Origin of the sequence: Pseudomonas sp. DWP2-2, from assembly GCF_049897065.1 — a bacterium.
Taxonomy (GTDB): Bacteria; Pseudomonadota; Gammaproteobacteria; order Pseudomonadales; family Pseudomonadaceae; genus Aquipseudomonas; species Aquipseudomonas paracarnis.
The window spans coordinates 190,434-213,986 of sequence record NZ_JAFCVN010000008.1 but is presented as its reverse complement, the minus strand read 5'-3'; the positions used below and the strand labels follow the sequence as shown (position 1 = coordinate 213,986).

The 23,553-nt window shown below is 61.3% G+C and carries 20 protein-coding genes; 4 read left to right on the top strand and 16 right to left on the bottom strand.

All coding sequences use genetic code 11. The annotated features are described in order from the left end of the window. The first annotated feature begins 1 nt into the window (after nt 1). The 4 genes from ACP7CZ_RS19000 to ACP7CZ_RS18985 all read left to right on the top strand — a co-directional run bounded on the left by ACP7CZ_RS19000 (nt 2) and on the right by ACP7CZ_RS18985 (nt 5,410). Complete coding sequence (locus tag ACP7CZ_RS19000; protein ID WP_003188690.1) at nt 2-694, top strand: heavy metal response regulator transcription factor; 693 nt, start codon at nt 2-4, stop codon at nt 692-694. Continuing rightward, a complete protein-coding gene (locus tag ACP7CZ_RS18995; protein ID WP_054898816.1) occupies nt 684-2,048 on the top strand; it encodes a heavy metal sensor histidine kinase in 1,365 nt (454 codons plus the stop codon). The genes ACP7CZ_RS19000 and ACP7CZ_RS18995 overlap by 11 nt, the downstream gene beginning before the upstream one ends. Before the next feature lie 381 nt (nt 2,049-2,429). Then, nucleotides 2,430-3,752, top strand: a complete 1,323-nt coding sequence (locus tag ACP7CZ_RS18990; protein WP_034126341.1) for an OprD family porin — start codon at nt 2,430-2,432, stop codon at nt 3,750-3,752. A 161-nt stretch (nt 3,753-3,913) separates the two neighbouring features. Beyond that, a complete protein-coding gene (locus ACP7CZ_RS18985) occupies nt 3,914-5,410 on the top strand; it encodes a GGDEF domain-containing protein (protein WP_054898815.1) in 1,497 nt (498 codons plus the stop codon). 173 nt (nt 5,411-5,583) lie between these two features. Here the strand turns inward: ACP7CZ_RS18985 and lpxC are convergent, their stop codons facing one another. The 16 genes from lpxC to mraZ all read right to left on the bottom strand — a co-directional run bounded on the left by lpxC (nt 5,584) and on the right by mraZ (nt 23,398). Beyond that, nucleotides 5,584-6,495 carry a UDP-3-O-acyl-N-acetylglucosamine deacetylase gene (gene lpxC, locus ACP7CZ_RS18980; protein ID WP_003171886.1) on the bottom strand — a complete coding sequence of 304 codons (912 nt, stop codon included), beginning with the start codon at nt 6,493-6,495 and terminating at the stop codon, nt 5,584-5,586. Nucleotides 6,496-6,607: 112 nt separating this feature from the next. Then, entirely contained in the window at nt 6,608-7,804 is a 1,197-nt protein-coding gene (gene ftsZ, locus ACP7CZ_RS18975; protein ID WP_003188685.1) for a cell division protein FtsZ, read from the bottom strand. A 75-nt stretch (nt 7,805-7,879) separates the two neighbouring features. After that, on the bottom strand, nt 7,880-9,142 hold the full coding sequence (ftsA, locus tag ACP7CZ_RS18970; RefSeq protein WP_003188682.1) for a cell division protein FtsA: 1,263 nt from the start codon (nt 9,140-9,142) through the stop codon (nt 7,880-7,882). A 15-nt stretch (nt 9,143-9,157) separates the two neighbouring features. Beyond that, nucleotides 9,158-10,027, bottom strand: a complete 870-nt coding sequence (locus ACP7CZ_RS18965) for a cell division protein FtsQ/DivIB (protein ID WP_019816943.1) — start codon at nt 10,025-10,027, stop codon at nt 9,158-9,160. A gap of 4 nt (nt 10,028-10,031) precedes the next feature. After that, the gene (locus ACP7CZ_RS18960) at nt 10,032-10,988 is read right to left on the bottom strand and encodes a D-alanine--D-alanine ligase (protein WP_014716974.1); all 957 of its coding nucleotides are present in this window, start codon (nt 10,986-10,988) and stop codon (nt 10,032-10,034) included. Beyond that, nucleotides 10,985-12,433, bottom strand: coding sequence for a UDP-N-acetylmuramate--L-alanine ligase (gene murC, locus ACP7CZ_RS18955; protein WP_003188677.1), 1,449 nt, complete (start codon nt 12,431-12,433; stop codon nt 10,985-10,987). The genes ACP7CZ_RS18960 and murC overlap by 4 nt, the downstream gene beginning before the upstream one ends. Further along, on the bottom strand, nt 12,426-13,496 hold the full coding sequence (gene murG / locus ACP7CZ_RS18950; RefSeq protein ID WP_003188675.1) for an undecaprenyldiphospho-muramoylpentapeptide beta-N-acetylglucosaminyltransferase: 1,071 nt from the start codon (nt 13,494-13,496) through the stop codon (nt 12,426-12,428). Before murG ends, murC begins: the two co-directional genes overlap by 8 nt. Beyond that, nucleotides 13,486-14,709 (bottom strand): putative lipid II flippase FtsW, encoded by a 1,224-nt coding sequence (gene ftsW, locus ACP7CZ_RS18945; protein WP_003188673.1) that lies wholly within the window; start codon nt 14,707-14,709, stop codon nt 13,486-13,488. The genes murG and ftsW overlap by 11 nt, the downstream gene beginning before the upstream one ends. Further along, nucleotides 14,706-16,052 carry a UDP-N-acetylmuramoyl-L-alanine--D-glutamate ligase gene (gene murD / locus ACP7CZ_RS18940; RefSeq protein ID WP_034126339.1) on the bottom strand — a complete coding sequence of 449 codons (1,347 nt, stop codon included), beginning with the start codon at nt 16,050-16,052 and terminating at the stop codon, nt 14,706-14,708. Before murD ends, ftsW begins: the two co-directional genes overlap by 4 nt. Before the next feature lie 6 nt (nt 16,053-16,058). Further along, nucleotides 16,059-17,141: a phospho-N-acetylmuramoyl-pentapeptide-transferase gene (gene mraY / locus ACP7CZ_RS18935; protein WP_003188670.1), complete on the bottom strand. Its 1,083-nt coding sequence runs from the start codon at nt 17,139-17,141 to the stop codon at nt 16,059-16,061. After that, on the bottom strand, nt 17,141-18,511 hold the full coding sequence (locus tag ACP7CZ_RS18930; protein WP_057976881.1) for a UDP-N-acetylmuramoyl-tripeptide--D-alanyl-D-alanine ligase: 1,371 nt from the start codon (nt 18,509-18,511) through the stop codon (nt 17,141-17,143). The genes mraY and ACP7CZ_RS18930 overlap by 1 nt, the downstream gene beginning before the upstream one ends. Continuing rightward, entirely contained in the window at nt 18,504-19,967 is a 1,464-nt protein-coding gene (locus ACP7CZ_RS18925) for a UDP-N-acetylmuramoyl-L-alanyl-D-glutamate--2,6-diaminopimelate ligase (RefSeq protein ID WP_054919287.1), read from the bottom strand. Before ACP7CZ_RS18925 ends, ACP7CZ_RS18930 begins: the two co-directional genes overlap by 8 nt. Beyond that, the gene (locus tag ACP7CZ_RS18920; RefSeq protein WP_019816949.1) at nt 19,967-21,709 is read right to left on the bottom strand and encodes a peptidoglycan D,D-transpeptidase FtsI family protein; all 1,743 of its coding nucleotides are present in this window, start codon (nt 21,707-21,709) and stop codon (nt 19,967-19,969) included. The genes ACP7CZ_RS18925 and ACP7CZ_RS18920 overlap by 1 nt, the downstream gene beginning before the upstream one ends. Further along, nucleotides 21,709-22,002: a cell division protein FtsL gene (ftsL, locus tag ACP7CZ_RS18915; RefSeq protein ID WP_003188663.1), complete on the bottom strand. Its 294-nt coding sequence runs from the start codon at nt 22,000-22,002 to the stop codon at nt 21,709-21,711. The genes ACP7CZ_RS18920 and ftsL overlap by 1 nt, the downstream gene beginning before the upstream one ends. Continuing rightward, nucleotides 21,999-22,946, bottom strand: a complete 948-nt coding sequence (rsmH, locus tag ACP7CZ_RS18910; protein WP_054898900.1) for a 16S rRNA (cytosine(1402)-N(4))-methyltransferase RsmH — start codon at nt 22,944-22,946, stop codon at nt 21,999-22,001. Before rsmH ends, ftsL begins: the two co-directional genes overlap by 4 nt. Further along, nucleotides 22,943-23,398, bottom strand: a complete 456-nt coding sequence (gene mraZ, locus ACP7CZ_RS18905; protein WP_004371993.1) for a division/cell wall cluster transcriptional repressor MraZ — start codon at nt 23,396-23,398, stop codon at nt 22,943-22,945. Before mraZ ends, rsmH begins: the two co-directional genes overlap by 4 nt. Nucleotides 23,399-23,553: the final 155 nt, after the last annotated feature.

The window sequence follows — 23,553 nt, the reverse complement described above, 5'->3', positions numbered from 1 at the left end:
CATGCGCGTCCTGATTATTGAAGATGAAGAAAAAACCGCGGACTACCTGCACCGCGGCCTGACCGAGCAAGGCTACACCGTCGATGTGGCCCGGGAAGGTATCGAGGGCCTGCACCTGGCGCTGGAAAACGATTACGCCGTGATCGTGCTCGACGTGATGCTGCCCGGCCTGGATGGCTTCGGTGTGTTGCGTGCCTTACGCGCCCGCAAGCAGACGCCGGTGATCATGCTCACCGCTCGCGAGCGCGTTGAAGACCGCATCCGCGGCCTGCGCGAAGGCGCCGACGATTATCTGGGCAAGCCGTTTTCGTTCCTGGAACTGGTGGCCCGCCTGCAAGCCCTGACCCGCCGCAGCGGCGGCCATGAACCGGTGCAGGTCACCGTCGCCGACCTGTGGATCGACCTGATCAGTCGCAAGGCCAGCCGTAACGGCCTGCGCCTGGACCTGACCGCCAAGGAGTTCTCGCTGCTCAGCGTATTGGCGCGGCGCCAGGGCGAGATCCTGTCCAAGACTGCGATTGCCGAGATGGTCTGGGACATCAATTTCGACAGCGATGCCAACGTGGTGGAAGTGGCGATCAAGCGCCTGCGCGCCAAGCTCGACGGGCCGTTCGAACACAAGCTGCTGCACACCATTCGTGGCATGGGCTATGTGCTGGAGAACCGCATGCAGGAAAACCACAGTGGTCGCTAATTCCATCGCCCTGCGCCTGAGTGGCATGTTCACCCTGGTGGCGCTGCTGATCTTTCTGTTGATCGGCGGCGCGCTGTACCAGCAGGTCGACCGTGGCCTGGGGTTGTTGCCAGGTGCCGAGCTGGATGCGCGCTACAGCGTGCTGGAGTCGTCGATCAATCGCTTCGGCACGCCGGAGCATTGGGCCAAGATCAGGTCCAAGCTCAAGCTGTTGGGGGAAGAAGACAAGCGCATCCGTTTCTGGGTGGTCAGCAGCGACCCGAGCTACGAATACGGTGAGCCGGATGCGCAGATTCGTGCCTTTGCCGAGGGCGCCACGGGTAAGCGCGACCTGCGCCTGCCGGGTCACGATTATCCCTTCAAGGTGCTGGTCAGCCAGTTTGCAGCCAAGGACCAGCGCCCGGCGCTGCGCTTCATGATTGCCATCGACACGGAGAACTTCCGCGCCACCCAGCATCACTTGCTGGTGGCATTGGTCAGCCTGGCGCTGGTCGGTGTGGTACTGGCGGCACTGTTGGGGTTCTGGGTCGCGCGTATCGGCCTCAAGCCCCTGGGCAAACTCTCGGATGAGGCGCAAAAGCTTGCACCGCCGAAACTCTCCGGGCGCCTGCACCTGTCGCCGCTGCCGCCGGAATTGAGCCAGTTCGTCAATTCGTTCAACGCCACCCTCGACCGTGTCGAGCAGGCGTATTCGCGCCTGGAATCGTTCAACGCCGACGTCGCCCATGAACTGCGTTCGCCGCTCACCAACCTGATCGGCCAGACCCAGGTGGCCCTCACTCGCGGTCGGTCGGCGGAGCAGTATTTCGAGGTGCTGCAATCGAACCTGGAAGAACTGGAACGGCTGCGCTCGATCATCAATGACATGCTGTTCCTCGCCAGCGCCGACCAGGGCAGCAAGGCCACCAAGCTGATCGAAAGCGCCCTGGCCGATGAAGTGGCCACCACCCTCGACTACCTGGACTTCATCCTCGAAGACGCCCAGGTCGAAGTGCGCGTGCACGGCGATGCCGTGGTGCAGATCGAAAAGGCCCACCTGCGTCGCGCACTGATCAACCTGCTGAGCAATGCCGTGCAACACACGGCGCCGGGGCACGTCATCGACGTGCACATTGAAGTGCAGGCACACCAGGTGACGATTGGCGTGACCAACCCCGGCGAGGTCATTGCCAGCGAACACTTGCCACGCCTGTTCGAACGCTTCTATCGGGTGGATGCATCGCGCAGCAACAGCGGGGCCAATCATGGGCTGGGGCTGGCCATCGTCAAGGCGATTGCGTTGATGCATGGGGGGGATGTGTTTGTGCGTAGTGAAGGCGGTGGCAATACGTTTGGTATCACCCTGCCGATCTAAACAACTCGGTCAAAATGTGGGAGCTGGCTTGCCTGCGATAGCATCACCACGGTAGGCCTGGCATACCGAGGTGTCTGCATCGCAGGCAAGCCAGCTCCCACAGAAGATCCCATGGCCCTCACTGTTGCGGTTTGGGCAATAGTTATTATCTTGTTACACTCTGTATCGCACCGCTCGCCTGCGTTACTTTGACGCATCGATGAGCGCGACGGCAAAGGCAGCTGACCACTCACCCGAATTTCCCTCGACTTATTTCCAGGGCTCTACACTGGGAATCTGTCTTAAAGCCGCTGACTTCAGCGGCTTTTTTTTGCCGTGAAAAAAGGCCGGGCACACCCCCACGACACTGGCCGTTCATGATTGACCAAAGGAGCTCCACCGGTGAAGAACTCGCTGACGTTCACCCCGTTATTCCTCGCAATCGCAGCAACGATCATCCCCCTTGCCCACGCGGCAGACGCCCCGCCCGTCGAAGGTTTCGTCGAGGGTTCACACCTCACGATCAACACCCGCAACTACTACATGAACCGCGACCGGCGCGATATTCATACCGATGACAGCAAGGAATGGGGCCAGGGCTTTATCGGCACCTTCGAATCCGGCTACACCCAGGGCACCGTCGGCTTCGGCCTGGACGTCAATGCCATGCTCGGCCTCAAGCTCGACGGCGGTGGTGGTACGGATGGTTCCAGCATCCTTCCGTATGGCAGCGGCAACGGCAAAGCGCCGGGTTCGTTCTCGACGGCTGGCGGCACCTTGAAGCTGCGCGCCTTCGACACCGAACTGAAAGCCGGCGACCTGTTCCTCAACAACCCGGTGATCGCCGGCGGCATGACGCGCATGTTGCCGCAGACTTTCCGTGGCGTGAGCCTGACCAACCACAGCTTTGACGGCTGGATGATCGAAGGTGGCCAGGCCAGTTTTACCAAGCTCTACAACCAGAGCGGCCATCGGCGCATCGGCACCAGCTACGGCACACTGCCCGCCAACACCGACAGCCAGCATCTGGACTGGGCTGGCGTGTCGTTCAGCGGGATCGAGGGGCTGACCAGCAACCTGTACGCCTCCGAACTCAAGGACGTCTGGCACCAGTATTACTACGACGTGGAATACACCTATGCCCTGAACAACCTGGTCAGCCTGACGCCCGGCCTGCACTACTACCATACCCAGGACACCGGCCAATCGCTGCTGGGGGATATCGACAACAACACCTACAGCCTGCATTTCACCGTGGGCGTGGGCAACCACAGCGTCACGGCGACTTATCAGCGGGTCAATGGCAACACGCCGTTCGACTACATCACCCAGGGCGACAGCGTGTACCTGGACAACTCCCAGCAGTACTCGGATTTCAACGGGCCCAACGAGCGCTCCTGGAAGCTCAAGTACGCCTACGACTTCGCCGGCCTCGGCGTGCCCGGCCTGACGTCCGCCGTGTCCTACATCAGCGGCAAGACCGACCTGACCAAGGTCGACCCCAACAGTCGTGGCTACAGCAACTGGTACAGCGCCGATGGCAAGGACGCCAAGCACTGGGAGCGCGATATCGACCTGAAATATGTGGTGCAGGGCGGCAAGGCCAAGGACTTGGCCGTGCGCCTGCAATGGGCGACCAATCGCGGCAGCAATGGCTACTCTGCAGTGGACCGCGATGTGGATGAATACCGTGTGATCGTGGATTACCCGATCAACGTGTTCTGAGTACAGGTAGGAGCGAGCTTGCTCGCGAAAAACGTTAACGATAACGCGTGCTTCCTGAATAAACGCGGCGTCTGTGAGTTTTCGCGAGCAAGCTCGCTCCTACAGCCATATTTAAGAGTTGCTACTACGCTAAGGGCATTCTCAACGCAGAAGTGTGCCCGATGAGTTCAAGCCTTACCCGCCCCAACCGCCGCCCGGAGCGCCTGCTGATCCTGGGCAGTACGCTCACGGTGTTGCTGATCGTGGGGGTCGTCACTGCGCTGCTGATTCGTGAACATGCCAATACCCTGCAGACGGCCAAGCGCACCGCCAATACCATCACTCAATTGATCGACGCGGACGTGCTGCGCAATGTCGAACTTTACGACATGGCCCTCAAAGGCTTGATCAGCGCCACCGAGCGCACCGACCTGCAAGACGTTTCAGAGAGCATCAGGCACTTGGTGCTGTTTGATCGTTCCGCAGCGGCGCCCTACAAGGGCGATATCCTGCTGTTGGACCCGGCCGGCGAGGTGATTGCCGATTCGTCCCTGCTCACGCCAAAGCTGGGTAACTTTGCCGATCGGGACTATTTTCAGGCGCACCGCACCAACCCCGACCTGGGCTTGTATATCAGCCGCCCGTTCATGGCGCGCTGCCAGTGTGCCGACCCCTGGCGCATCGCGTTCAGCCGTCGCGTTTCGTCACCGGATGGGCGTTTCCTGGGAGTGGCGGTCGCGTCCATGCGCCTGTCGTACTTTCATCAGTTGTTCAGCAGCTTGAACATCGGCAGCAACAGCACCATCAACCTGCTCAACCACCAAGGCATCCTGCTGGCGCAAGAGCCTCTGCTGGAAGCAGATATCGTCGACAAGGACCTGAGCCAGCGCCCGAATGTGGCGCGCATGCTGCGCGAACGGGACGGCAGCTTCCAAAGTATCTCCAGTGTCGATCGCCAGGCACGGCTCTACAGTTTTTCGAATGTGGGCAACTTGCCGCTGATCGTGGCGGTGGCCTTGTCCAGCGATGAAATGTTCGCACCCTGGCGGCGTGCGGCGTGGCTGGTCAGCATCGCGACCGGAGTGTTGTGCGTGGGCCTGTTGTGGCTGACTTGGGCACTGTGCATGGAGTTGCGCCGCCGCCATCGGGCTGAACAGGTGCTGTCAGAACTGGCAGCCACCGACGCCCTTACCGGCCTGGCCAACCGTCGCACGCTGGACGAACGCTTGCGGCTGGAATGGGACCGGGCACAACGCTCCACCGAGTCGTTGAGCGTACTGATGATCGATGTGGACCACTTCAAGGCCTTCAACGACCGCCATGGTCACCAGGGCGGCGATGAGGCGTTGCGTGCAGTCGCGCATGTGATCGCCAGCCATATCCGCCGCCCTGCCGACCTGGCGGCGCGTTATGGCGGTGAAGAGTTCGCGGTGGTGCTGCCCAATACCGACGCCAAGGGCGCGTGGGTAATCGCCGAGCATATCCGCAAGGGGGTCCAGCACTTGCCGAGAGTGGCCGGGGATGAGCAACCGATCACTGTGAGCATCGGACTGAGTACCTGGCAGAAGCACAGCCGTATCTCCCTTGAAGACCTGCTGCTCAAGGCTGACCAGGCGTTGTATCAGGCCAAGCACAGCGGCCGTAACCGGATAGTGGATGTTTCAAAAACCTCAAACTGATGAGGTCAGGTGTGGGAGCTGGCTTGCCTGCGATGGCGGTGGGTCAGCTACCTATAAGCTAACTGGCAGGCCGCTATCGCAGGCAAGCCAGCTCCCACATTTGGATATTCGTCGGGCATAAAAAAAGGCCACCCGAAGGCAGCCTTTCAAAACTAAAGAAAGAGAGTTGTTACTTACACCGCCGCAACGGGACGCATGTAAGAGATCGGTGCGGTGCTGGCATCTTCGAAGGTCACGACTTCCCAAGCGTCTGTCTGCTCAATCAACTTGCGCAGCAGCTGGTTGTTAAGGGCGTGGCCCGACTTGAAGCCTTTGAACTCGCCTATCAGGCTATTGCCCAGCAGGTAGAGGTCACCGATTGCATCGAGGATCTTGTGCTTCACGAATTCGTCTTCATAGCGAAGGCCGTCTTCGTTCAGTACACCATCCGCGTCGACCACAATGGCGTTTTCCACGCTGCCGCCGAGTGCGAGGTTGTGCTTGCGCAGGTACTCGATGTCACTCATGAAACCAAAGGTGCGGGCGCGGCTGACTTCTTTTACGAACGAAGTGCTGGAAAAATCCACGCTTGCACTTTGGGTGCGGTCACGGAATACCGGGTGATCGAAATCGATCTCAAAGCTCACTTTAAAGCCTTCGAACGGGACGAAGGTGGCGCGCTTGTCGCCGTCTTCTACTGTCACTTCCCGCAGAATGCGAATGAACTTCTTGGCTGCGTCCTGTTCTTCCAGGCCGGCAGATTGAATCAAGAATACGAAGGGGCCAGCGCTGCCATCCATGATCGGGACTTCGGACGCGGAGAGCTCGACGTAGGCGTTATCGATGCCCAGGCCAGCCATGGCCGAGAGCAAGTGCTCCACCGTGTCCACTTTGACGTCACCGTTGACCAATGTGGTCGACATAGTGGTTTCGCCAACGTTTTCCGCGCGAGCAGGAATCTGCACCACAGGGTCCAGGTCGGCACGCACAAACACGATGCCGGTGTCGACAGGTGCAGGCTTGAGGGTCAGGTATACCTTCTCCCCGGAGTGCAGACCTACACCTGTGGCACGAATAATATTCTTCAGGGTGCGTTGTTTAATCATGGCTTGGACCGCTTCAGCGCAAATTGCGAACTGGTATCAACAAAGGCTGGCGATAATAGCAGACCAGACCTTTGCTGAACACCAATCACCTTCATAGCCCTGATACATTCCATTAATCGGCCTGACGACGCAGGAATGCCGGGATGTCCAGATAGTCCAGGTCATCTTGCGGATTCGGGCTACGGGACGCCGCAGCACCGGCCTGAGCCTGGTTGCGCATCACGGTCGGACGGTCCAGGTCACGGTAGTTGACCGACGGCAGTTCCTGGCGAGCAGGGGCTGGAGCGGCAGCTGCCTGGCTGGCCTGGCTGGTGTGCAGGGTGTTGTCGATGACCTTCACAGGCTTCTCGATTTTTGCACCCAGGCCGGTAGCAACCACGGTTACATGCAGCTCATCGCGCATGTCCGGATCAATAACGGTACCGACTTTGACCATGGCGTGCTCGGACGCGAAGGCTTCGATGATGCTACCCACGTCGGAGTACTCACCCAGGGACAGGTCAGGACCGGCGGTGATGTTCACCAGGATGCCGCGTGCACCTTGCAGGTTCACGTCTTCGAGCAACGGGTTGCGGATGGCCGCTTCGGTGGCTTCGCGTGCACGGTTCGGACCGCTGGCGCAGCCAGTGCCCATCATCGCCATGCCCATTTCGCTCATGACAGTACGTACGTCGGCAAAGTCGACGTTGATCATGCCTGGGCGCTTGATGATGTCGGAGATACCGCGAACGGCACCGGCCAGTACATCGTCAGCCTTGGCGAAGGCGGACAGCAGGCTGGCATCCTTGCCCAGGATGGTCAGCAATTTCTCGTTGGGGATGGTGATCAACGAGTCGACGCTTTCAGACAGCAGACGGATACCTTCGTCGGCGATCTGCATGCGCTTGCGGCCTTCGAACGGGAACGGACGCGTCACGACAGCAACGGTCAGAATGCCCATTTCCTTGGCCACTTCGGCAATGATCGGGGCCGCACCGGTACCGGTACCGCCGCCCATGCCAGTGGTGATGAACACCATGTTGGTGCCTTGCAGCACTTCGGCAATACGCTCGCGGTCTTCCAGGGCGGCTTGACGGCCGACTTCCGGATTGGCGCCAGCGCCGAGGCCTTTGGTCACCGCGGTGCCCAATTGCAGGATGGTCCGGGCGCCGATGCTTTTGAGCGCCTGGGCATCAGTGTTGGCGCAGATGAACTCAACGCCTTCAATGTTGCTCTTGACCATGTGGTTGACAGCGTTGCCGCCGCCACCGCCGACACCGATTACTTTGATAACCGGGCTAGCGGGGATGTTGTCTACGAGTTCGAACATGTTCCCTCTCCTTTCATTTTCTCTAGTTTTTTCGCCTACTGCTTATTGCGGGTGTTGCGGTGTCGCGGTAAATCTTTAGAAATTGCCTTTTACCCAAGCCTGCAGCCGCTCGAACAACGGCGCTTTCGCCTCGTCGTCGCTGCGGTAGCTGTCACGGATGCTCGGGCCCGACAGGGAAATGCCGTCGGTCTGCTTTTGCAGCCCGTACAACAGCAAGCCCACACCGGTGGAATAAATCGGGTTACGCACCACGTCGCCCAGGCCCTTCACGCCATGGGGCACGCCCAGGCGCACCGGCATGTGGAAGATTTCCTCGGCCAACTCGACCGCGCCTTCCATCTTCGAGGTGCCACCGGTCAGCACGATGCCGGCCGGGATCAAATCTTCGTAGCCGCTGCGGCGCAGCTCAGCCTGGATCAGGGTGAACAGTTCGTCGTAGCGTGGCTCGACCACTTCGGCCAGGGCCTGGCGCGACAGCTCGCGAGGTGGACGATCACCGACGCTTGGCACCTTGATGGTCTCGCCGGCACCGGCCAGCTTGGCCAGGGCGCAGGCGTAGCGGATTTTGATTTCTTCGGCGTACTGGGTCGGTGTGCGCAGCGCCATGGCGATGTCGTTGGTGACCTGGTCGCCGGCAATCGGGATCACGGCGGTGTGACGGATCGCACCCTCGGTGAAGATCGCGATGTCGGTGGTGCCGCCGCCAATGTCCACCAGGCACACGCCCAGTTCTTTTTCGTCGTCGGTCAGGACCGAGTAGGCCGAGGCCAACTGCTCGAGAATGATGTCGTCGATTTCCAGGCCGCAGCGGCGCACGCATTTTTCAATGTTCTGTGCGGCGTTGACGGCGCAGGTCACCACGTGGACCTTGGCTTCCAGGCGAACGCCCGACATGCCCAGGGGCTCGCGCACGCCCTCCTGGTTATCGATCACGTAGTCCTGCGGCAGGGTGTGCAGCACGCGCTGGTCCGCCGGGATCGCCACGGCCTGGGCAGCGTCGAGGACGCGCTCAAGGTCGGCCGAGCTGACTTCACGGTCGCGGATCGCCACGATGCCGTGGGAGTTCAGGCTGCGGATGTGGTTGCCAGCCACGCCGACGAACGCCGAGTGAATCCGGCAACCGGCCATCAGCTGCGCTTCTTCGATGGCGCGCTGGATCGATTGCACGGTGGACTCGATGTTCACCACCACGCCCTTCTTCAGGCCCCGGGACGGATGCGTGCCAATACCGACGATTTCGATCGCGCCGTCTTCCCCGACCTCGCCCACCAGCGCCACCACCTTGGAGGTGCCGATATCGAGACCGACGATCATTTTGCCGCTTTGCACGTTTGCCATGGGTCCTGCCTCTTCTTAATTCTTCGCGACAGCGGGTTGTGCTGCCGTGGGCGCAGCCGGTGTACGCCAGCCGACGGCCAGGCCGTTGGCGTAACGCAGGTCGACGCTCGCAATGTTCGTAATCTGTTCTTTCAAGGTTTTTTCATAGATGGCAATAAAGCGGCGCATCTTTTCCACCAAGCGGTCGCGTCCCAGCAACAACTCGATGCCCGGGCCGGAACTGCCTGCCCCGGTCGTCAAAAACCAGCTGCCCCGCTCACGCAATTCCAGGCGTGCAATGGAGAAGCCCAGTGGCCGCAGCATCTGGCTCAAGGCCTGGTACTGCTGCATCACTTGCTGCTGCGCCCGCTGCGGCCCGAACAGCTGCGGCAGGTGTTCATAGTTGGCCAGCTCACGCGGAGTGAACGCCTGGCCCTGGTTGTTCAACAGCGCTTCATCGCCCCAACGGGCCACGGGCAGTTGTTCTTCCAGGCGGATCGTGACCTGGTCCGGCCATACTCGGCGAACTTCGGCGTGGGCGATCCACGGCATCTGTTCCAGCTCCGAGCGCATGCCGGCCAGGTCGATGGTAAAGAAGCTCGCCGCCAGGTATGGGCCGATGCGCTGCTGTACCGCTTGCTGGCTGATGTAGCTCAAGTCGCCCTGCACGCTGATCTTGGTGATCGGCCGGTCGGCATACGGCAACAGACGCTGCGCGCCTTCGTACGTGCCAAAGCCCAGCACCACCAGCAGCACCGGCCAGAACAGCGCCTTGATAAAACCAAAGTTGGCTTTTGGCAGGCGCGCCGACATCGGCTCTTTAGCCACCATTCGGCTTGCACCCCGTGGCACCGGCTTGCGGCTCGGTGCTTGTGGGGGCTGATGACGAAGCGATGCGCCGTTCATGTGTTTAGCCTCTTGGCTCAATGCTGTCGGCCAGGATCGCCAGCACTAACTGCTGGAAATCCAGACCGGCGGCACGGGCTGCCATGGGAACCAGGCTGTGGTCGGTCATGCCCGGTGCGGTGTTGACTTCAAGGAACCAGAAATTCCCTTGGTCATCCTGCATCACGTCTGCCCGCGCCCAACCGGCGATACCCAGCGCCTCACAGGCTTTCGCCGTGAGGTCCATCAATTCCTGTTCCTTGGTTGCTTCGAGCCCACACGGGATCCGGTACTGAGTATCGGAAGCCAGGTACTTGGCGTCGTAGTCATAAAAGGTGTGGGGCGTGCCCAAAGCGATGGGCGGCAATACCTGGCCACGCAGGGTGGCGATGGTGTACTCGGGACCGGAAATCCACTGTTCCACCAACACTTGCGAATCGTAGGTACTTGCCGCTTTCCATGCGTCGATCAATTCGGCGGCCGAGTTCACTTTGGCCATGCCGATACTGGAGCCTTCATGGGCTGGTTTGACGATCAAAGGCAGGCCCAGTTCCTTGGCCGCAGAAATACAATCGTCTTCACTGCACAGTACGGCGTGACGTGGGGTCGGAATGCCCAGGCTGTGCCACACCTGCTTGGTGCGCAACTTGTCCATCGCCAAGGCCGACGCGAGGATGCCGCTGCCGGTGTAAGGGATGCCGGCGCATTCAAGCAGGCCCTGCATGCTGCCGTCTTCACCGCCGCGGCCGTGAAGAATGAGAAAGGCACGGTCGATCTTCTCGGCCTGCAGGCGGGCAAGGAAGTCATCGCCCACATCGATACCGAACGCGTTCACGCCAGCACTTTGCAGCGCCTCAAGCACCGCATTGCCGGACTTGAGCGACACTTCGCGCTCGGCGCTCTTGCCACCGAACAACACGGCCACGCGACCGAAGTCGGCAGGCGCAAGGGTGGAAAACAGGGAGCCGTAATCAGTGGTCATTTCGACTTCCCCTTGGCGGCGGCTGCAAACAGCGGGCTCGCCAGCAACTTGGGCGCAAGGCCACCGATATCACCGGCGCCCTGGCACAGCAGGATGTCACCAGCACGCAGCAGCGGCTTGACGATAGGCGCCAGGTCCACGCCACGCTCGATGTAGATCGGGTCCAACTGGCCGCGCTGGCGGATGCTGTTGCACAGCTTGCGGCTGTCAGCGCCCGGGATCGGTTCTTCACCGGCCGGGTAGACTTCCATCAGCAGCAGCACGTTGGCATCGGCCAGTACATTGACGAAATCGTCGTACAGGTCGCGGGTGCGGCTGTAGCGGTGCGGCTGGTACACCATCACCAGCCGGCGCTCCGGCCAACCACCGCGCACGGCCTTGATAACGGCCGCAACTTCGGTCGGGTGGTGCCCGTAGTCGTCCACCAGCATCACGTCACCGCCTTCGACCGGCAGTTGGCCGTAGACCTGGAAGCGACGGCCCACACCGGCAAAGCGCGACAGGCCCTCGACGATGGCTTCATCGCTGACGCCTTCATCGGTGGCAATGCAGATGGTCGCCAAAGAGTTCAGCACGTTGTGATTGCCCGGCATGTTCACCGACACGTCCAGAGGCTCGCGATCGGGGCGCAGCACGGTGAAGAAGGTTTGCATGCCTTCCTGGCGCACATTGATTGCGCGCACGTCGGCGTCTTCGCTGAAGCCGTAGGTCACGGTAGGGCGTTTGACCTGGGGCAGGATTTCACGCACCACCGGGTCGTCCAGGCACACCACCGCCAACCCGTAGAACGGCAGGTTGTGCAGGAAGTCGACGAAGGTTTTCTTCAACTTGTTGAAGTCGCCGTCGTAGGTCGCCATGTGGTCTTCGTCGATGTTGGTGACGACGGCAACCAGCGGTTGCAGGTGCAGGAAGCTCGCGTCACTTTCATCGGCTTCGGCGATCAGGTAGCGACTGGTGCCCAGCTGGGCATTGGTGCCAGCTGCATTCAAGCGGCCACCGATGACGAAGGTCGGGTCCAGGCCACCGGCGGCGAACACCGAGGCGATCAGGCTGGTGGTGGTGGTCTTGCCATGGGTACCGGCCACGGCGATGCCGTGGCGATAGCGCATCAGCTCGGCAAGCATCTCGGCACGCGGTACCACAGGGATACGGCGCTCAAGGGCGGTCGCCACTTCCGGGTTGGACGTGTTCACGGCGCTGGACACCACCAGCACGTCAGCCTCGGCGGCGTTCTCGGCACGGTGGCCGATGAAGATCTGTGCGCCAAAGGACTTCAGGCGCTCGGTGACCGGCGACTCTTTCAAGTCCGAGCCGGACACCTGGTAGCCCAGGTTCAGCAACACTTCGGCAATCCCGCACATGCCCACGCCACCGATACCGACGAAGTGAATACGACGGATGCGGCGCATCTCGGGTTGCGGCATGGCTTTCTGATTCTCAACCATGGGCCACCTCCAGGCAGATATCGACCACGGTGCGGGTTGCGTCAGGTTTGGCCAGGCGGCTTGCGGTGCTCGCCATGCTGTTGAGTCGTTCCGGTTGCATCAAAACCTCGGTCAGGCGTGCGGCCAAATCGGCGGCGCCAGTCGTTCTTTGCGGCAGCAGGAAGGCAGCGCCCTCCCCGGCCAAATATTCGGCGTTGCGGGTCTGGTGATCGTCGATGGCGTGGGGCAAAGGCACCAGCAAGGACGGCAGACCGGCGGCCGCCAGTTCACTGACGGTCAGCGCACCAGCGCGGCAGACCACCAGGTCGGCCCAGCCATAGGCTTGGGCCATGTCTTTGATGAAGGGCTGTACATTGGCCTCTACACCGGCCTCGCGATAACGCGCGGCGGTGACTTCATCGTGGTTCTTGCCGGCCTGGTGGAAGATCTCCGGGCGCACATCCTCAGGAAGTTGCGCAACGGCTTCAGGCAGCAATTTATTCAGTGGCTCGGCACCCAGGCTTCCGCCCAGGATCAGCAGGTGAGCCTTGCGCCCGGCCAGCGCGTCACGCGCAATGGCCATGAACAGTTCGGTACGCACCGGGTTACCGGTGGTGCGAAGCTTGTCGGAGGCGGCGAAGGTTTTCGGAAAGGCTTCACACACCCGCGCGGCCAATGGCACCAGCAGGCGGTTGGCGGTACCGGCGACGGCGTTCTGTTCATGGACGATCACCGGCACGCCCGCGAGTTTCGCCGCAACGCCACCAGGGCCGGTCACATAACCACCAAAGCCAAGCACACACACCGGCTTCAACTCGCGAATGATCTTGCGCGCCTGCATGACCGCCTTGAGCAACACGAACGGCGCCTTGAGCAATGACAACTTGCTCTTGCCGCGCAACCCGGTGACGTTGATCAAATGCAGCGGCAAACCGGCATTGGGCACCAATTCGTTTTCGATGCCACGGGGCGTACCCAGCCAGTGCACGGTATAGCCACGGTTCTGGAATTCACGGGCGCAGGCCAGGGCCGGGAACACATGCCCCCCGGTACCGCCCGCCATGATCAGCACGTTAGCGCCCATGAGTCGGCTCCTCGGCGAAGTCGCTCTCGCTGAACTCCATCTCTTCGCTGCCCAGGTGGGTGCGACTCTCCCACTCGATACGCAGCAACAACCCGAGACAGGCGCAGCAAATCACCAACGAGCTGCCGCCGTAACTGAGGAACGGCAAGGTCAGGCCCTTGGTCGGCAGCAGGCCGACGTTCACGCCGATGTTGATCAGGAACTGGCCGATCCACAGGAAGGCCAACCCATAGGCAACGTAGGCGGCGAAGAACTGCTTGGCCTTCTCGGCCCACAAGCCGATGTACATGGCGCGCACACAGACGAATACAAACAGAGCCACGGTGCACAGCGAGCCCACCACACCCAACTCTTCGGCCAATACCGAGAACACGAAGTCGGTGTGGGCTTCCGGCAGGTAGAACTGCTTCTGCACACTGTTGCCCAGGCCCACACCCAGCCACTCGCCGCGACCGAACGCGATCAGCGCCTGGGTCAACTGGTAGCCGGAGCCGAACTGGTCGGACCAGGGGTCGGTAAAGGTGATCAAACGCGCCATCCGATAGGGTTGCGCCTGTACCAGAATGGTCACGGCCGCCACCGCCAGCACCACCATCAAGGTGAAGCGGAACAGCCCTACCCCACCCAGGAACAGCATCGCGGCGGCGGCGCCCATCATCACGACCGTGGCCCCGAAGTCGGGCTCCATCAGCAGCAGGCCAGCCATGGGCAGCAGCACGATGAACGGCTTGAAGAAGCCCATCCAGCTTTCGCGTACTTCTTTCTGACGGCGCACCAGGTAACCGGCGAGGTAGATCACCACGAACACCTTGGCGATTTCCGAAGGCTGCACGTTGAACGCGCCGAAGCCGATCCAGCGCATCGAACCGTTCACCTCGCGGCCAATGCCCGGGACGATCACCATGACCAGCAAGCCGAACGCACCGATCAGCATCAGCCAACCCAGACGCTGCCAGGTGGCAATCGGAATCATCATGGTGACGATGCAGGCGCCCAGGCCGATCACTAGGTACACCAGGTGGCGGATCATCATGTACAGCGTGTTGCCCGACTGCACGGCAGCCACTTCGGAGGACGCCGAAGTGATCATCACCAGGCCCAGGCCGAGCAGCGCCAGGCAACCGGCGAGCATAGGGAAATCAAGGTCAATGCCGCGCCCGGTAATGATCGGCGACGGGTATGGCTTGATGATGTTTCTCAGGTTGAGGCTCATGCCAAAGCCTCCACGGCGCGGGCGAACAGTTGGCCGCGCTCTTCATAGTTCTTGAACATGTCGAAGCTGGCGCACGCGGGCGACAGCAACACCGCATCGCCAGGCTGGGCCAGGGCTTTGCTCTGGGCAATGGCATCATCCAGGGAAGCTGCGCGTACTTGCGGTACAGCGTCACCGAGGGCGGCGGCGATCAGGTCCGAATCGCGGCCCATCAGCACCACGGCGCGGCAATGGGCGGCGACTGGCGCTTTAAGGTCCTTGAAGTCGGCGCCCTTGCCATCACCACCGGCGATCAGCACCAGCTTGCCGTCGATATCGGCACCCAGGCCTTCGATGGCCGCCAGGGCTGCACCGACGTTGGTGGCTTTGGAGTCGTTGTAATAGCTGACGTCATTGAGGTCGCGCACCCACTGGCAGCGATGCTCAAGCCCGGCAAACGTGCGCAGGCTGGCGAGCATGGCGTCGAATGGCAGGCCAACCGCGTGACCGAGTGCCAAGGCCGCCAGGGCATTGGACTGGTTGTGTGCGCCACGGATTTTCAGTTCGCGTACCGGCATCAGGTTCTGGAATTCGAACGCCAGGTACTTCTCGCCGTTCTCTTCACGAATGCCGAAGCCTTTGAAGTCCGGTTTGCCCAAACCGAAGGTCCAGCAGGGCATGCCCTCGCCCATCAGCGGACGGCTCAGGGCATCCTGGCGGTTGACGACAAATTGCCTGGCGCCCCGGAAGATTCGGTGCTTGGCCAGGTGATAAGCCGGCAGGCCGCTGTAGCGGTCCATATGGTCTTCGCTGACGTTCAATACCGTCGCCACTTCAGCGCCCAGGTCGTGGGTGGTTTCCAGCTGGAAGCTCGACAATTCCATCACATACAGCTCGACGTCGTCGCTGAGCAGGTCCAGAGCCGGCACGCCAAGATTGCCGCCGACGGCCACACGCTTGCCCGCCGCCGCTGCCATCTCGCCGACCAGAGTGGTAACGGTGCTTTTGGCGTTGGAACCGCTGATGGCCACGATCGGCGCCTTCGCGTTGCGTGCGAACAGGTCGATATCGCCAGACAGCTTCACGCCACGGGCCGCAGCTGCTTGCAGGGCCGGTGTCGCCAGGGCCAGGCCCGGGCTCACGTAGAGCTCGTCGGCACGACACAGAAACTCGACATCCAGCTCGCCACAACGCACTTCCACGTGCGGGTAGTCACGGCGCAGCGTGACCAGCTCCGGTGGATTTTCCCGCGTATCGGCCACGGCAAACGACGTGCCCCGGTTCGCCAGGAAGCGAACCAGGGACATGCCGCTCTTGCCGAGGCCGACAACGATGCGGAAGTGGTCTGAAGCGATCAAGGACACTCGTTTCTACCTCAGTTTCAGGGTGGCAAGGCCGACCAGTACCAGAATCACGGTGATGATCCAGAAGCGGACAATCACGCGCGGCTCAGGCCAGCCCTTGAGTTCAAAGTGGTGGTGAATCGGCGCCATGCGGAACACACGACGCCCGGTCAACTTGAAGGACGCCACCTGGATGACCACCGACAGGGTTTCCATCACGAACACACCGCCCATGATGAACAGCACGATTTCCTGGCGAACGATCACCGCGATGGTGCCCAAGGCTGCGCCCAGCGCCAGTGCGCCGACGTCGCCCATGAAGACTTGTGCCGGGTAGGTGTTGAACCACAGGAACCCCAGGCCGGCACCGATCAAAGCGCCGCAGAACACGATCAACTCACCGGCGCCCGGCACATAAGGAATCAGCAAGTATTCAGCGAATTTCACGTTACCCGAGAGGTAGCAGAAGATGCCGAGCGCACCGCCCACCATCACCGTCGGCATGATCGCCAGGCCGTCGAGGCCGTCGGTCAGGTTCACCGCGTTGCTGGAGCCGACGATCACGAAGTAGGTCAGCACCACAAAGCCCACACCCAGCGGGATGCTCACATCCTTGAGCATCGGGATGATCAAGGTGGTTTCCACGGCACTCGGCGCGGTGGTGTACAGGAAGATCGCCGCAGCGAGGCCGAACACCGACTGCCAGAAATACTTCCAGCGGCTTGGCAGCCCCTTGGAGTTTTTCTCGATCACTTTGCGATAGTCATCCACCCAGCCGATGGCACCGAACAGCAGGGTCACCAGCAACACAACCCACACGTAGCGGTTATGCAGGTCGGCCCAGAGCAAGGTGCTGACGCCGATGGACGACAGGATCAGCGCACCGCCCATGGTCGGCGTGCCGGACTTGGACAGGTGCGACTGCGGGCCGTCGTTACGAACCGATTGACCAATTTGCAGGTTCTGCAGGGTGCGGATCATCCACGGCCCCAGGAACAGTGACAAAGACAGCGCGGTCAGCACACCCAGGATCCCGCGCAGGGTCAGGTACTGGAAGACCGCGAAGCCTTTGTGGAACTGTTGCAGATACTCAGCCAGCAGCAGCAGCATTAATGTTTCTCCGTACTTGAGCCACACAAGGCTGCGACGACGTTTTCCATCACCGCGCTGCGCGATCCCTTGATCAAAATGGTTGTGTGTTTGTCATGTTCAGCCGCCGTCAACGCCTGGATCAGCTCGGCCTGGCTCGGGAAATGCCGCGCGCCAGGGCCGAAAGCGTTGACCGCATGGGCCATGTTTGTGCCAACGGCGTAGAGCGCGTCCACTTTGCCGGCGGCATAGGCGCCGACTTCACGGTGGCCCTGTTCAGCCCAATCGCCCAATTCGCCGATATCGCCCAGCACCAGCACCTTGCGCCCATCAAAGCCTTTGAGCAGGTCCACAGCGGCATTGATGGAGGACGGGTTGGCGTTGTAAGTGTCATCAATCACGCGCATGCCGTTGCCAGCCAGTTGCGCCACGGTGCGGCCCTTGACCGGCTGCACCGCGCCCAGGCCGGTGGCAATACCGAACAGCGACACGCCCAGGGCATGGGCGGCAGCGGCGGCGGCCAAGGCGTTGGCGACGTTGTGGTTACCCAGCAGGTTCAACTGCACGTGCTCATCACCTTGCGGGGTGTGCAAAGTGAAGGACGGGCAGCCACGGGCATCGACATTGATGTTGGAGGCGTGGAAATCGGCTGCGGCATTCAGCACTGCAAACGTCAGGACCTTGCGACCGGCGGCGCGTACACGCCAAGTCTCGAAGGCCTTGTCATCCAGGTTCAGTACCGCAGTGCCCGAGGCGTCGAGGCCCTCAAGGATTTCGCCCTTGGCTTCGACGATTTTTTCCGGGCCGCCGAACTCACCGACATGGGCGGTACCGGCGTTGTTGATGATCGCCACGTGAGGCTGGGTCAGCGCCACGGTATAGGCGATTTCGCCGATGCGCGAAGCCCCCAGTTCAATCACTGCCGCCGTGTGTTCCGGGGCCAGTTCGAGCAGGGTCAGCGGTGCGCCGAAATCATTGTTCAGGTTGCCACGGGTCGCGAGTACCGGCCCGCGCGTACGCAAGACGCCAGCAAGCAGTTCCTTGACCGTGGTCTTGCCGCTGGAACCGGTAATGGCCGCCACCGGCTTATCAAAAGCAGCACGGTTAAGCGCACCCAATTGGCCCAGGGCCAGGCGGGTGTCGGCTACCAGCAATTGCGGCAAGGCAGAATCGGCCACTTCACGCTGTACCAGGGCACCGACGGCACCTTTGGCGGCAACGTCGTTGAGGTAGTCGTGACCATCGAAACGCGGGCCGGCCAGGGCGACAAACAGCTGCCCCGGCTGGATGTTACGACTGTCGATACTGACGCCGGTGAATGTGCAGTCGCTCGACAGCACACGGGCCGACAGGGCCTGGGCCAGTTCGCTGAACGTCATCGCCTTAAGCATGGGCGACCTCCCAGGCGGTCAGGGCGTGATCCGCCTCGACCAGATCAGAGAAGGCATGGCGCTCACCGTTGATTTCCTGATAGTCCTCGTGGCCTTTACCCGCGAGCACCACTACGTCGTCCGCGCCGGCACTGGCGATCAACTGGGCAATGGCGGCGCCGCGACCAGCCACAAAAGTGACGTTGGAGGCGTCTTTGAAACCGACACGGATGTCGTCGAAAATCTGGCTCGGGTCTTCGCTGCGCGGGTTATCGTCGGTGACGAGTACGCCATCGGCCAAGCGCTCGACAATTTCGGCCATCAACGGGCGCTTGCCGCGATCGCGATCACCGCCGCAACCGAACAGGCAAAGCAGTTTGCCTTTGGCATGTGGGCGCAGCGCTTCGAGGACTTTTTCCAGGGCATCCGGTGTGTGGGCGTAATCGACCACCACCAACGGTTGCGTGCCGCCACCCAGGCGCTGCATGCGACCGGCCGGGCCTTCCAGCTTCGGCAGTACCCGCAGGATTTCATCCAGGGCGTAGTCCAGGCCCAGCAGTGCACCGATAGCGGCGAGCACGTTGCTCAGGTTGAACCGCCCGAGCAAGGTGCTGCGCAAGTGGTGCTCGCCCTGCGGCGTCACCAATGTGGCGCGCACGCCTTCATCATTGAATTGGGCTTCGCGGCAATACAGGTAGGCACTGGCATCTTGCAGGCTATAGCTGATCAGGCGCGCGTCGCTCCCTTCGCCCGCCAGTTGGCGGCCGAATGCGTCGTCGAGGTTGACCACCCGGCACTTCAGGTCATTCCAGGCAAACAGCTTGGCCTTGGCGGCGGCGTACGCCTCCATGGTGCCGTGGTAGTCGAGGTGGTCGCGGGACAGGTTGGTCATCACGGCCACGTCAAAGGCCAGTGCGGTGACACGCCCTTGGTCCAGGCCATGGGAAGACACTTCCATGGCTACCGCCTTGGCGCCGGCCTTTTTCAGATCGGCCAGGGTCGCTTGTACGGCAATCGGGTTTGGCGTGGTGTGCAGGCCGCTTTGCAGCGCGCCATAGAAACCGGTGCCCAGAGTGCCGACGATGCCGCAGTGCTGACCCAGCAGGTCCAAAGCCTGGGCAACCAATTGGGTCACGCTGGTCTTGCCGTTGGTGCCAGTCACGCCCACCAGGTTAAGTTGGCGGCTCGGGTCACCGTAGAAACGCCCGGCAATGTCGGACAACTGCGCTGCCAGGCCCTTGACCGGAATCAACGGCACATCGGTGATCGGCAGCACGGTGGCGCCTTCCACTTCATAGGCGACCGCAGCCGCACCGCGTTGCAGGGCATCGGCGATATGCGCACGGCCATCGAGCTTGCCGCCAGGTACCGCCAGGAACAGGTCACCGGCGCGTACATTACGGCTATCCAGCGTCAGCTCACGAATAAGCAGATCGTGGCCGGCATGGGCAAAAATCTTGTTCAGGCTAAGAGACATCAGCCGCGCCCTCCATTGGCTTTGACAGCGGCAGCCGGTGGACCAGCGTTGGCTTGTTGCGTTGGCGGCAGGTTGTCCGGCGTGATATTCATCAAGCGCAGGGTGCCGGACATCACTTTGCTGAACACCGGCGCCGAAACCAGGCCACCGAAGTAGCCGGCTTTACTAGGCTCGTCGATGACCACGACGATGGCATAGCGTGGGTCGCTCATCGGGCCGAAGCCGGCGAACAACGAACGGTAGGAGTTTTCGGCATAGCCCTTGGTGCCCACCGAGGTCTTACGCGCCGTACCGGACTTGCCAGCAACGTGGTACGCCGGCACCTGGGCGCGGAATACGCCACGCGGTGCCTCGATCACTTGTTGCAGCATGCCTTGCATAGTCTTGGCGACGTTTTCCGGGATCACTTGGGTGGCTTTTGGCGCTTCGTCGACGTGGATCAGGCTCAGCGGAACCATACGGCCGTTATTGGCCAATACCGAGAACGCGTGGGCCAACTGGATGGCGGTCACCGACAGGCCGTAGCCATAGGAAAGCGTGGCAGTCTCGGCTTTTCTCCACTCGCGGTAGTTCGGCAGGTTACCGACCCGCTCGCCCGGGAAGTCGAGGCCGGTGGGTTGCCCCAGGCCGATCTTTTGCGCCAGGTGATAGATGGTCTCGCCGCCGATATCGAAAGCAACCTTGCTCATGCCGACGTTACTGGAGTTGATCAGGATGCCGGTCAGGTCCAGCACTGGCCCCTCGGTGCGGGACACGTCACGAATGGTGTACTTGCCCAACTGCAAGGTGCCTGGGTAAACCTCGACCTTGTCGCTGGGTTTCCAGCGGCCGGTTTCCAGGGCAGCGCTCATGGAGATGGCTTTCATGGTGGAACCAGGTTCGAACACGTCGATCATCGCGCGGTTACGCATCATCGCCGGCTGCAGGTTGCGGCGGTTGTTCGGGTTGTAGGTGGGCTGGTTGACCATGGCGAGGATCTCGCCGGTTTTCACATCCATGATCACCAGGCTGCCGGCCTTGGCGCCGTTCTCGATGATCGCGTTACGCAGTTCGCGGTTGGCCAGGTATTGCAGACGCAAATCGATCGACAACGCCAGAGGCTTGCCGGCCTTGGCGTTCTTGGTGACCTGGACGTCCTTGATCAGCCTGCCGCGCCGATCCTTGATGACCTGACGCTTGCCCGGAACCCCGGCCAGCCATTCGTCATAGGCCAGTTCGACCCCTTCGCGGCCGTGGTCATCGATGTCGGTGAAACCCACCATGTGCGCGGTGGTTTCACCGGCCGGGTAGAAACGCCGAAATTCCTCGATGCCGTAGACGCCGGGAATTTTGAGATCGAGCACTTGCTGGCCTTGCTCAGGGGTAAGCCCACGAACCAGGTAGATGAATTCTTTATTGGCCTGGGCTTCCAGGCGTTCGGTCAGGGCCTTGCGGTCCTGCCCGAGGGCAGCGGCCAGTTCAGGCCACTTGTCCTTGGCAACTTGCAGCTCTTTGGCGTTGGCCCACAGGGTGGTCACCGGGGTACTGACGGCCAGAGGCTCGCCGTTACGGTCGGTGATCAGGCCACGGTGTGCAGGAATCGGGATGTGCCGCAGGCTGCGAGCGTCACCCTGGCCGATCAGGAAGTCGCGGTCGACGACCTGAAGGTCGAAGATGCGCCAGACGATCGCGCCCACCATCAATGCCAGCAAGCCAAGCATCAAGCGAAAGCGCCATGGGTAGAGTGCCCCTTCGAGTTTCATCATGGCGCCACCATGCGAACTTCAGCCGCGCCTGGGATGTGCATCTTCAACTGTTCGGTAGCCAGCACTTCGATACGGCTGTGGGCCGTCCAGGTGCTTTGCTCAAGAATCAACCGGCCCCATTCTGCCTGGGCTTTGTCGCGCACGCTCAATTCCCCGTAAAGGGTATTGAGCAACTGACGGTTCCAGTGGGCGCTGTAGGACACCGCTATCGCGGACACCAGCACGCCGACAAACAGCAGCAACATAAAGAAGCTGCCGCCCGGGAGGGGCTTGGCGAAAAGCTTGCTCACCGCAATTTCTCCGCAACACGCATGACGGCGCTACGGGAACGTGGGTTGGCCTTGAGTTCGGCTTCGGAAGCGAACTGCGCTTTGCCATGGATTTTGATTTTCGGCACGAAGGCTTCGAAACGCACCGGCAGGTTACGCGGCAGGTTATCGGACTCGCCCTTTACCAGACGACGCATGAAGAGTTTGACGATGCGGTCTTCCAGGGAGTGGAAGCTGATCACCACCAGGCGACCGCCCACTTCCAAAGCATCCAGAGCGGCTTCGAGGCCGGCTTCCAGATCGCCCAATTCGTTATTGACGTGAATGCGCAACCCTTGGAATGCGCGGGTGGCCGGGTTCTTGCCCTTTTCCCAGGCAGGGTTGGCGACCTTCAGCACTTCGGCCAGGTCAGCGGTGCGTTCGAACGGCTGGATTTCGCGGCGCTCGACCACGGCACGCGCCATTCGACCGGCGAAGCGCTCTTCACCGTATTCCTTGAACACACGGGCGATTTCTTCTACCGGCGCGGTGGCGATGAATTGTGCGGCACTGACCCCACGAGTGGGGTCCATACGCATATCGAGGGGGCCGTCGTTCATGAAGCTGAAGCCGCGCTCCGGGTCGTCGAGCTGTGGCGAAGACACGCCCAGGTCGAGCAGAACCCCGGCCACCTTGCCCGCCATACCGCGCTCGCCGACTTCGGCGCCCAGCTCGGCAAAGCTGCGCTGCACAACGACAAAGCGGCCGTCTTCGGCCGCTAGCGCTTGCCCGGTGGCAATCGCTTGAGGGTCTTTGTCGAACCCGAGGAGTTTGCCGTCGGACCCGAGCTGGCTGAGTATCAACCGGCTATGCCCGCCCCTGCCGAATGTGCCATCGACATAGCAGCCATCGGCACGTACGGCGAGAGCCTCAACGGCTTCGTCAAGCAGTACGGTGATGTGGTTAAAGCCGCTATCAATAGTCACAGGATCAAATCACGCAGTTCATCAGGCATGGCGCCCGGTTGTTGAATAGCAGCCAGGTCCGCTGCAGACACAGCATCCCAGGCATCTTCGTCCCACAATTGGAACTTGTTCAGCTGGCCTACCAGCATTGCGCGCTTGTCGAGCCTGGCGTACTCGCGCAGTCGCGGCGGCACCAGGAAACGACCACTGCCATCGAGCTCAAGGTCGACGGCATTACCGATCAGCAAACGCTGGAGGCGGCGGTTTTCTTCACGCAATGAAGGCAGCGCGCGCAACTTGGTTTCAATCAACTCCCACTCATCGAGAGGGTAAACACATAAACAGGGGTCAACGGCGTCAATCGTGATGATTAACTGCCCTGAACTTCGCGAAATGAGCTCGTCACGATACCGGCTCGGCATGGCGAGACGGCCTTTTGCATCGAGACTGATAGCGTTAGCTCCGCGAAACACAGATGCGTTTCTCCAAATTTTAGCGTTTTACGTTCAAAAAACCCACTTTGTGCCACTTTCCGCCACTTGCGCACACTATAGGAATGCGCCCACCACACCGTCAAGGCGCGTATTCAAGGAAAAGCCTTACAGAACGGAGATTTAGGAGTGCAAAA

Coding starts and splice junctions, on each gene's coding strand:
- murC (WP_003188677.1), bottom strand. CDS start 12,433: ATGGTTGAGAATCAGAAAGCCATGCCGCAACCCGAGATGCGCCGCATC.
- ACP7CZ_RS18930 (WP_057976881.1), bottom strand. CDS start 18,511: ATGCTTAAGGCGATGACGTTCAGCGAACTGGCCCAGGCCCTGTCGGCC.
- ACP7CZ_RS18920 (WP_019816949.1), bottom strand. CDS start 21,709: ATGAAACTCGAAGGGGCACTCTACCCATGGCGCTTTCGCTTGATGCTT.
- ACP7CZ_RS18985 (WP_054898815.1), top strand. CDS start 3,914: ATGAGTTCAAGCCTTACCCGCCCCAACCGCCGCCCGGAGCGCCTGCTG.
- ftsZ (WP_003188685.1), bottom strand. CDS start 7,804: ATGTTCGAACTCGTAGACAACATCCCCGCTAGCCCGGTTATCAAAGTA.
- ftsW (WP_003188673.1), bottom strand. CDS start 14,709: ATGAGCCTCAACCTGAGAAACATCATCAAGCCATACCCGTCGCCGATC.
- mraY (WP_003188670.1), bottom strand. CDS start 17,141: ATGCTGCTGCTGCTGGCTGAGTATCTGCAACAGTTCCACAAAGGCTTC.
- ftsA (WP_003188682.1), bottom strand. CDS start 9,142: ATGGCAAACGTGCAAAGCGGCAAAATGATCGTCGGTCTCGATATCGGC.
- ACP7CZ_RS19000 (WP_003188690.1), top strand. CDS start 2: ATGCGCGTCCTGATTATTGAAGATGAAGAAAAAACCGCGGACTACCTG.
- murG (WP_003188675.1), bottom strand. CDS start 13,496: ATGGGCGCTAACGTGCTGATCATGGCGGGCGGTACCGGGGGGCATGTG.
- ACP7CZ_RS18965 (WP_019816943.1), bottom strand. CDS start 10,027: ATGAACGGCGCATCGCTTCGTCATCAGCCCCCACAAGCACCGAGCCGC.
- ACP7CZ_RS18925 (WP_054919287.1), bottom strand. CDS start 19,967: ATGTCTCTTAGCCTGAACAAGATTTTTGCCCATGCCGGCCACGATCTG.
- lpxC (WP_003171886.1), bottom strand. CDS start 6,495: ATGATTAAACAACGCACCCTGAAGAATATTATTCGTGCCACAGGTGTA.
- ACP7CZ_RS18960 (WP_014716974.1), bottom strand. CDS start 10,988: ATGACCACTGATTACGGCTCCCTGTTTTCCACCCTTGCGCCTGCCGAC.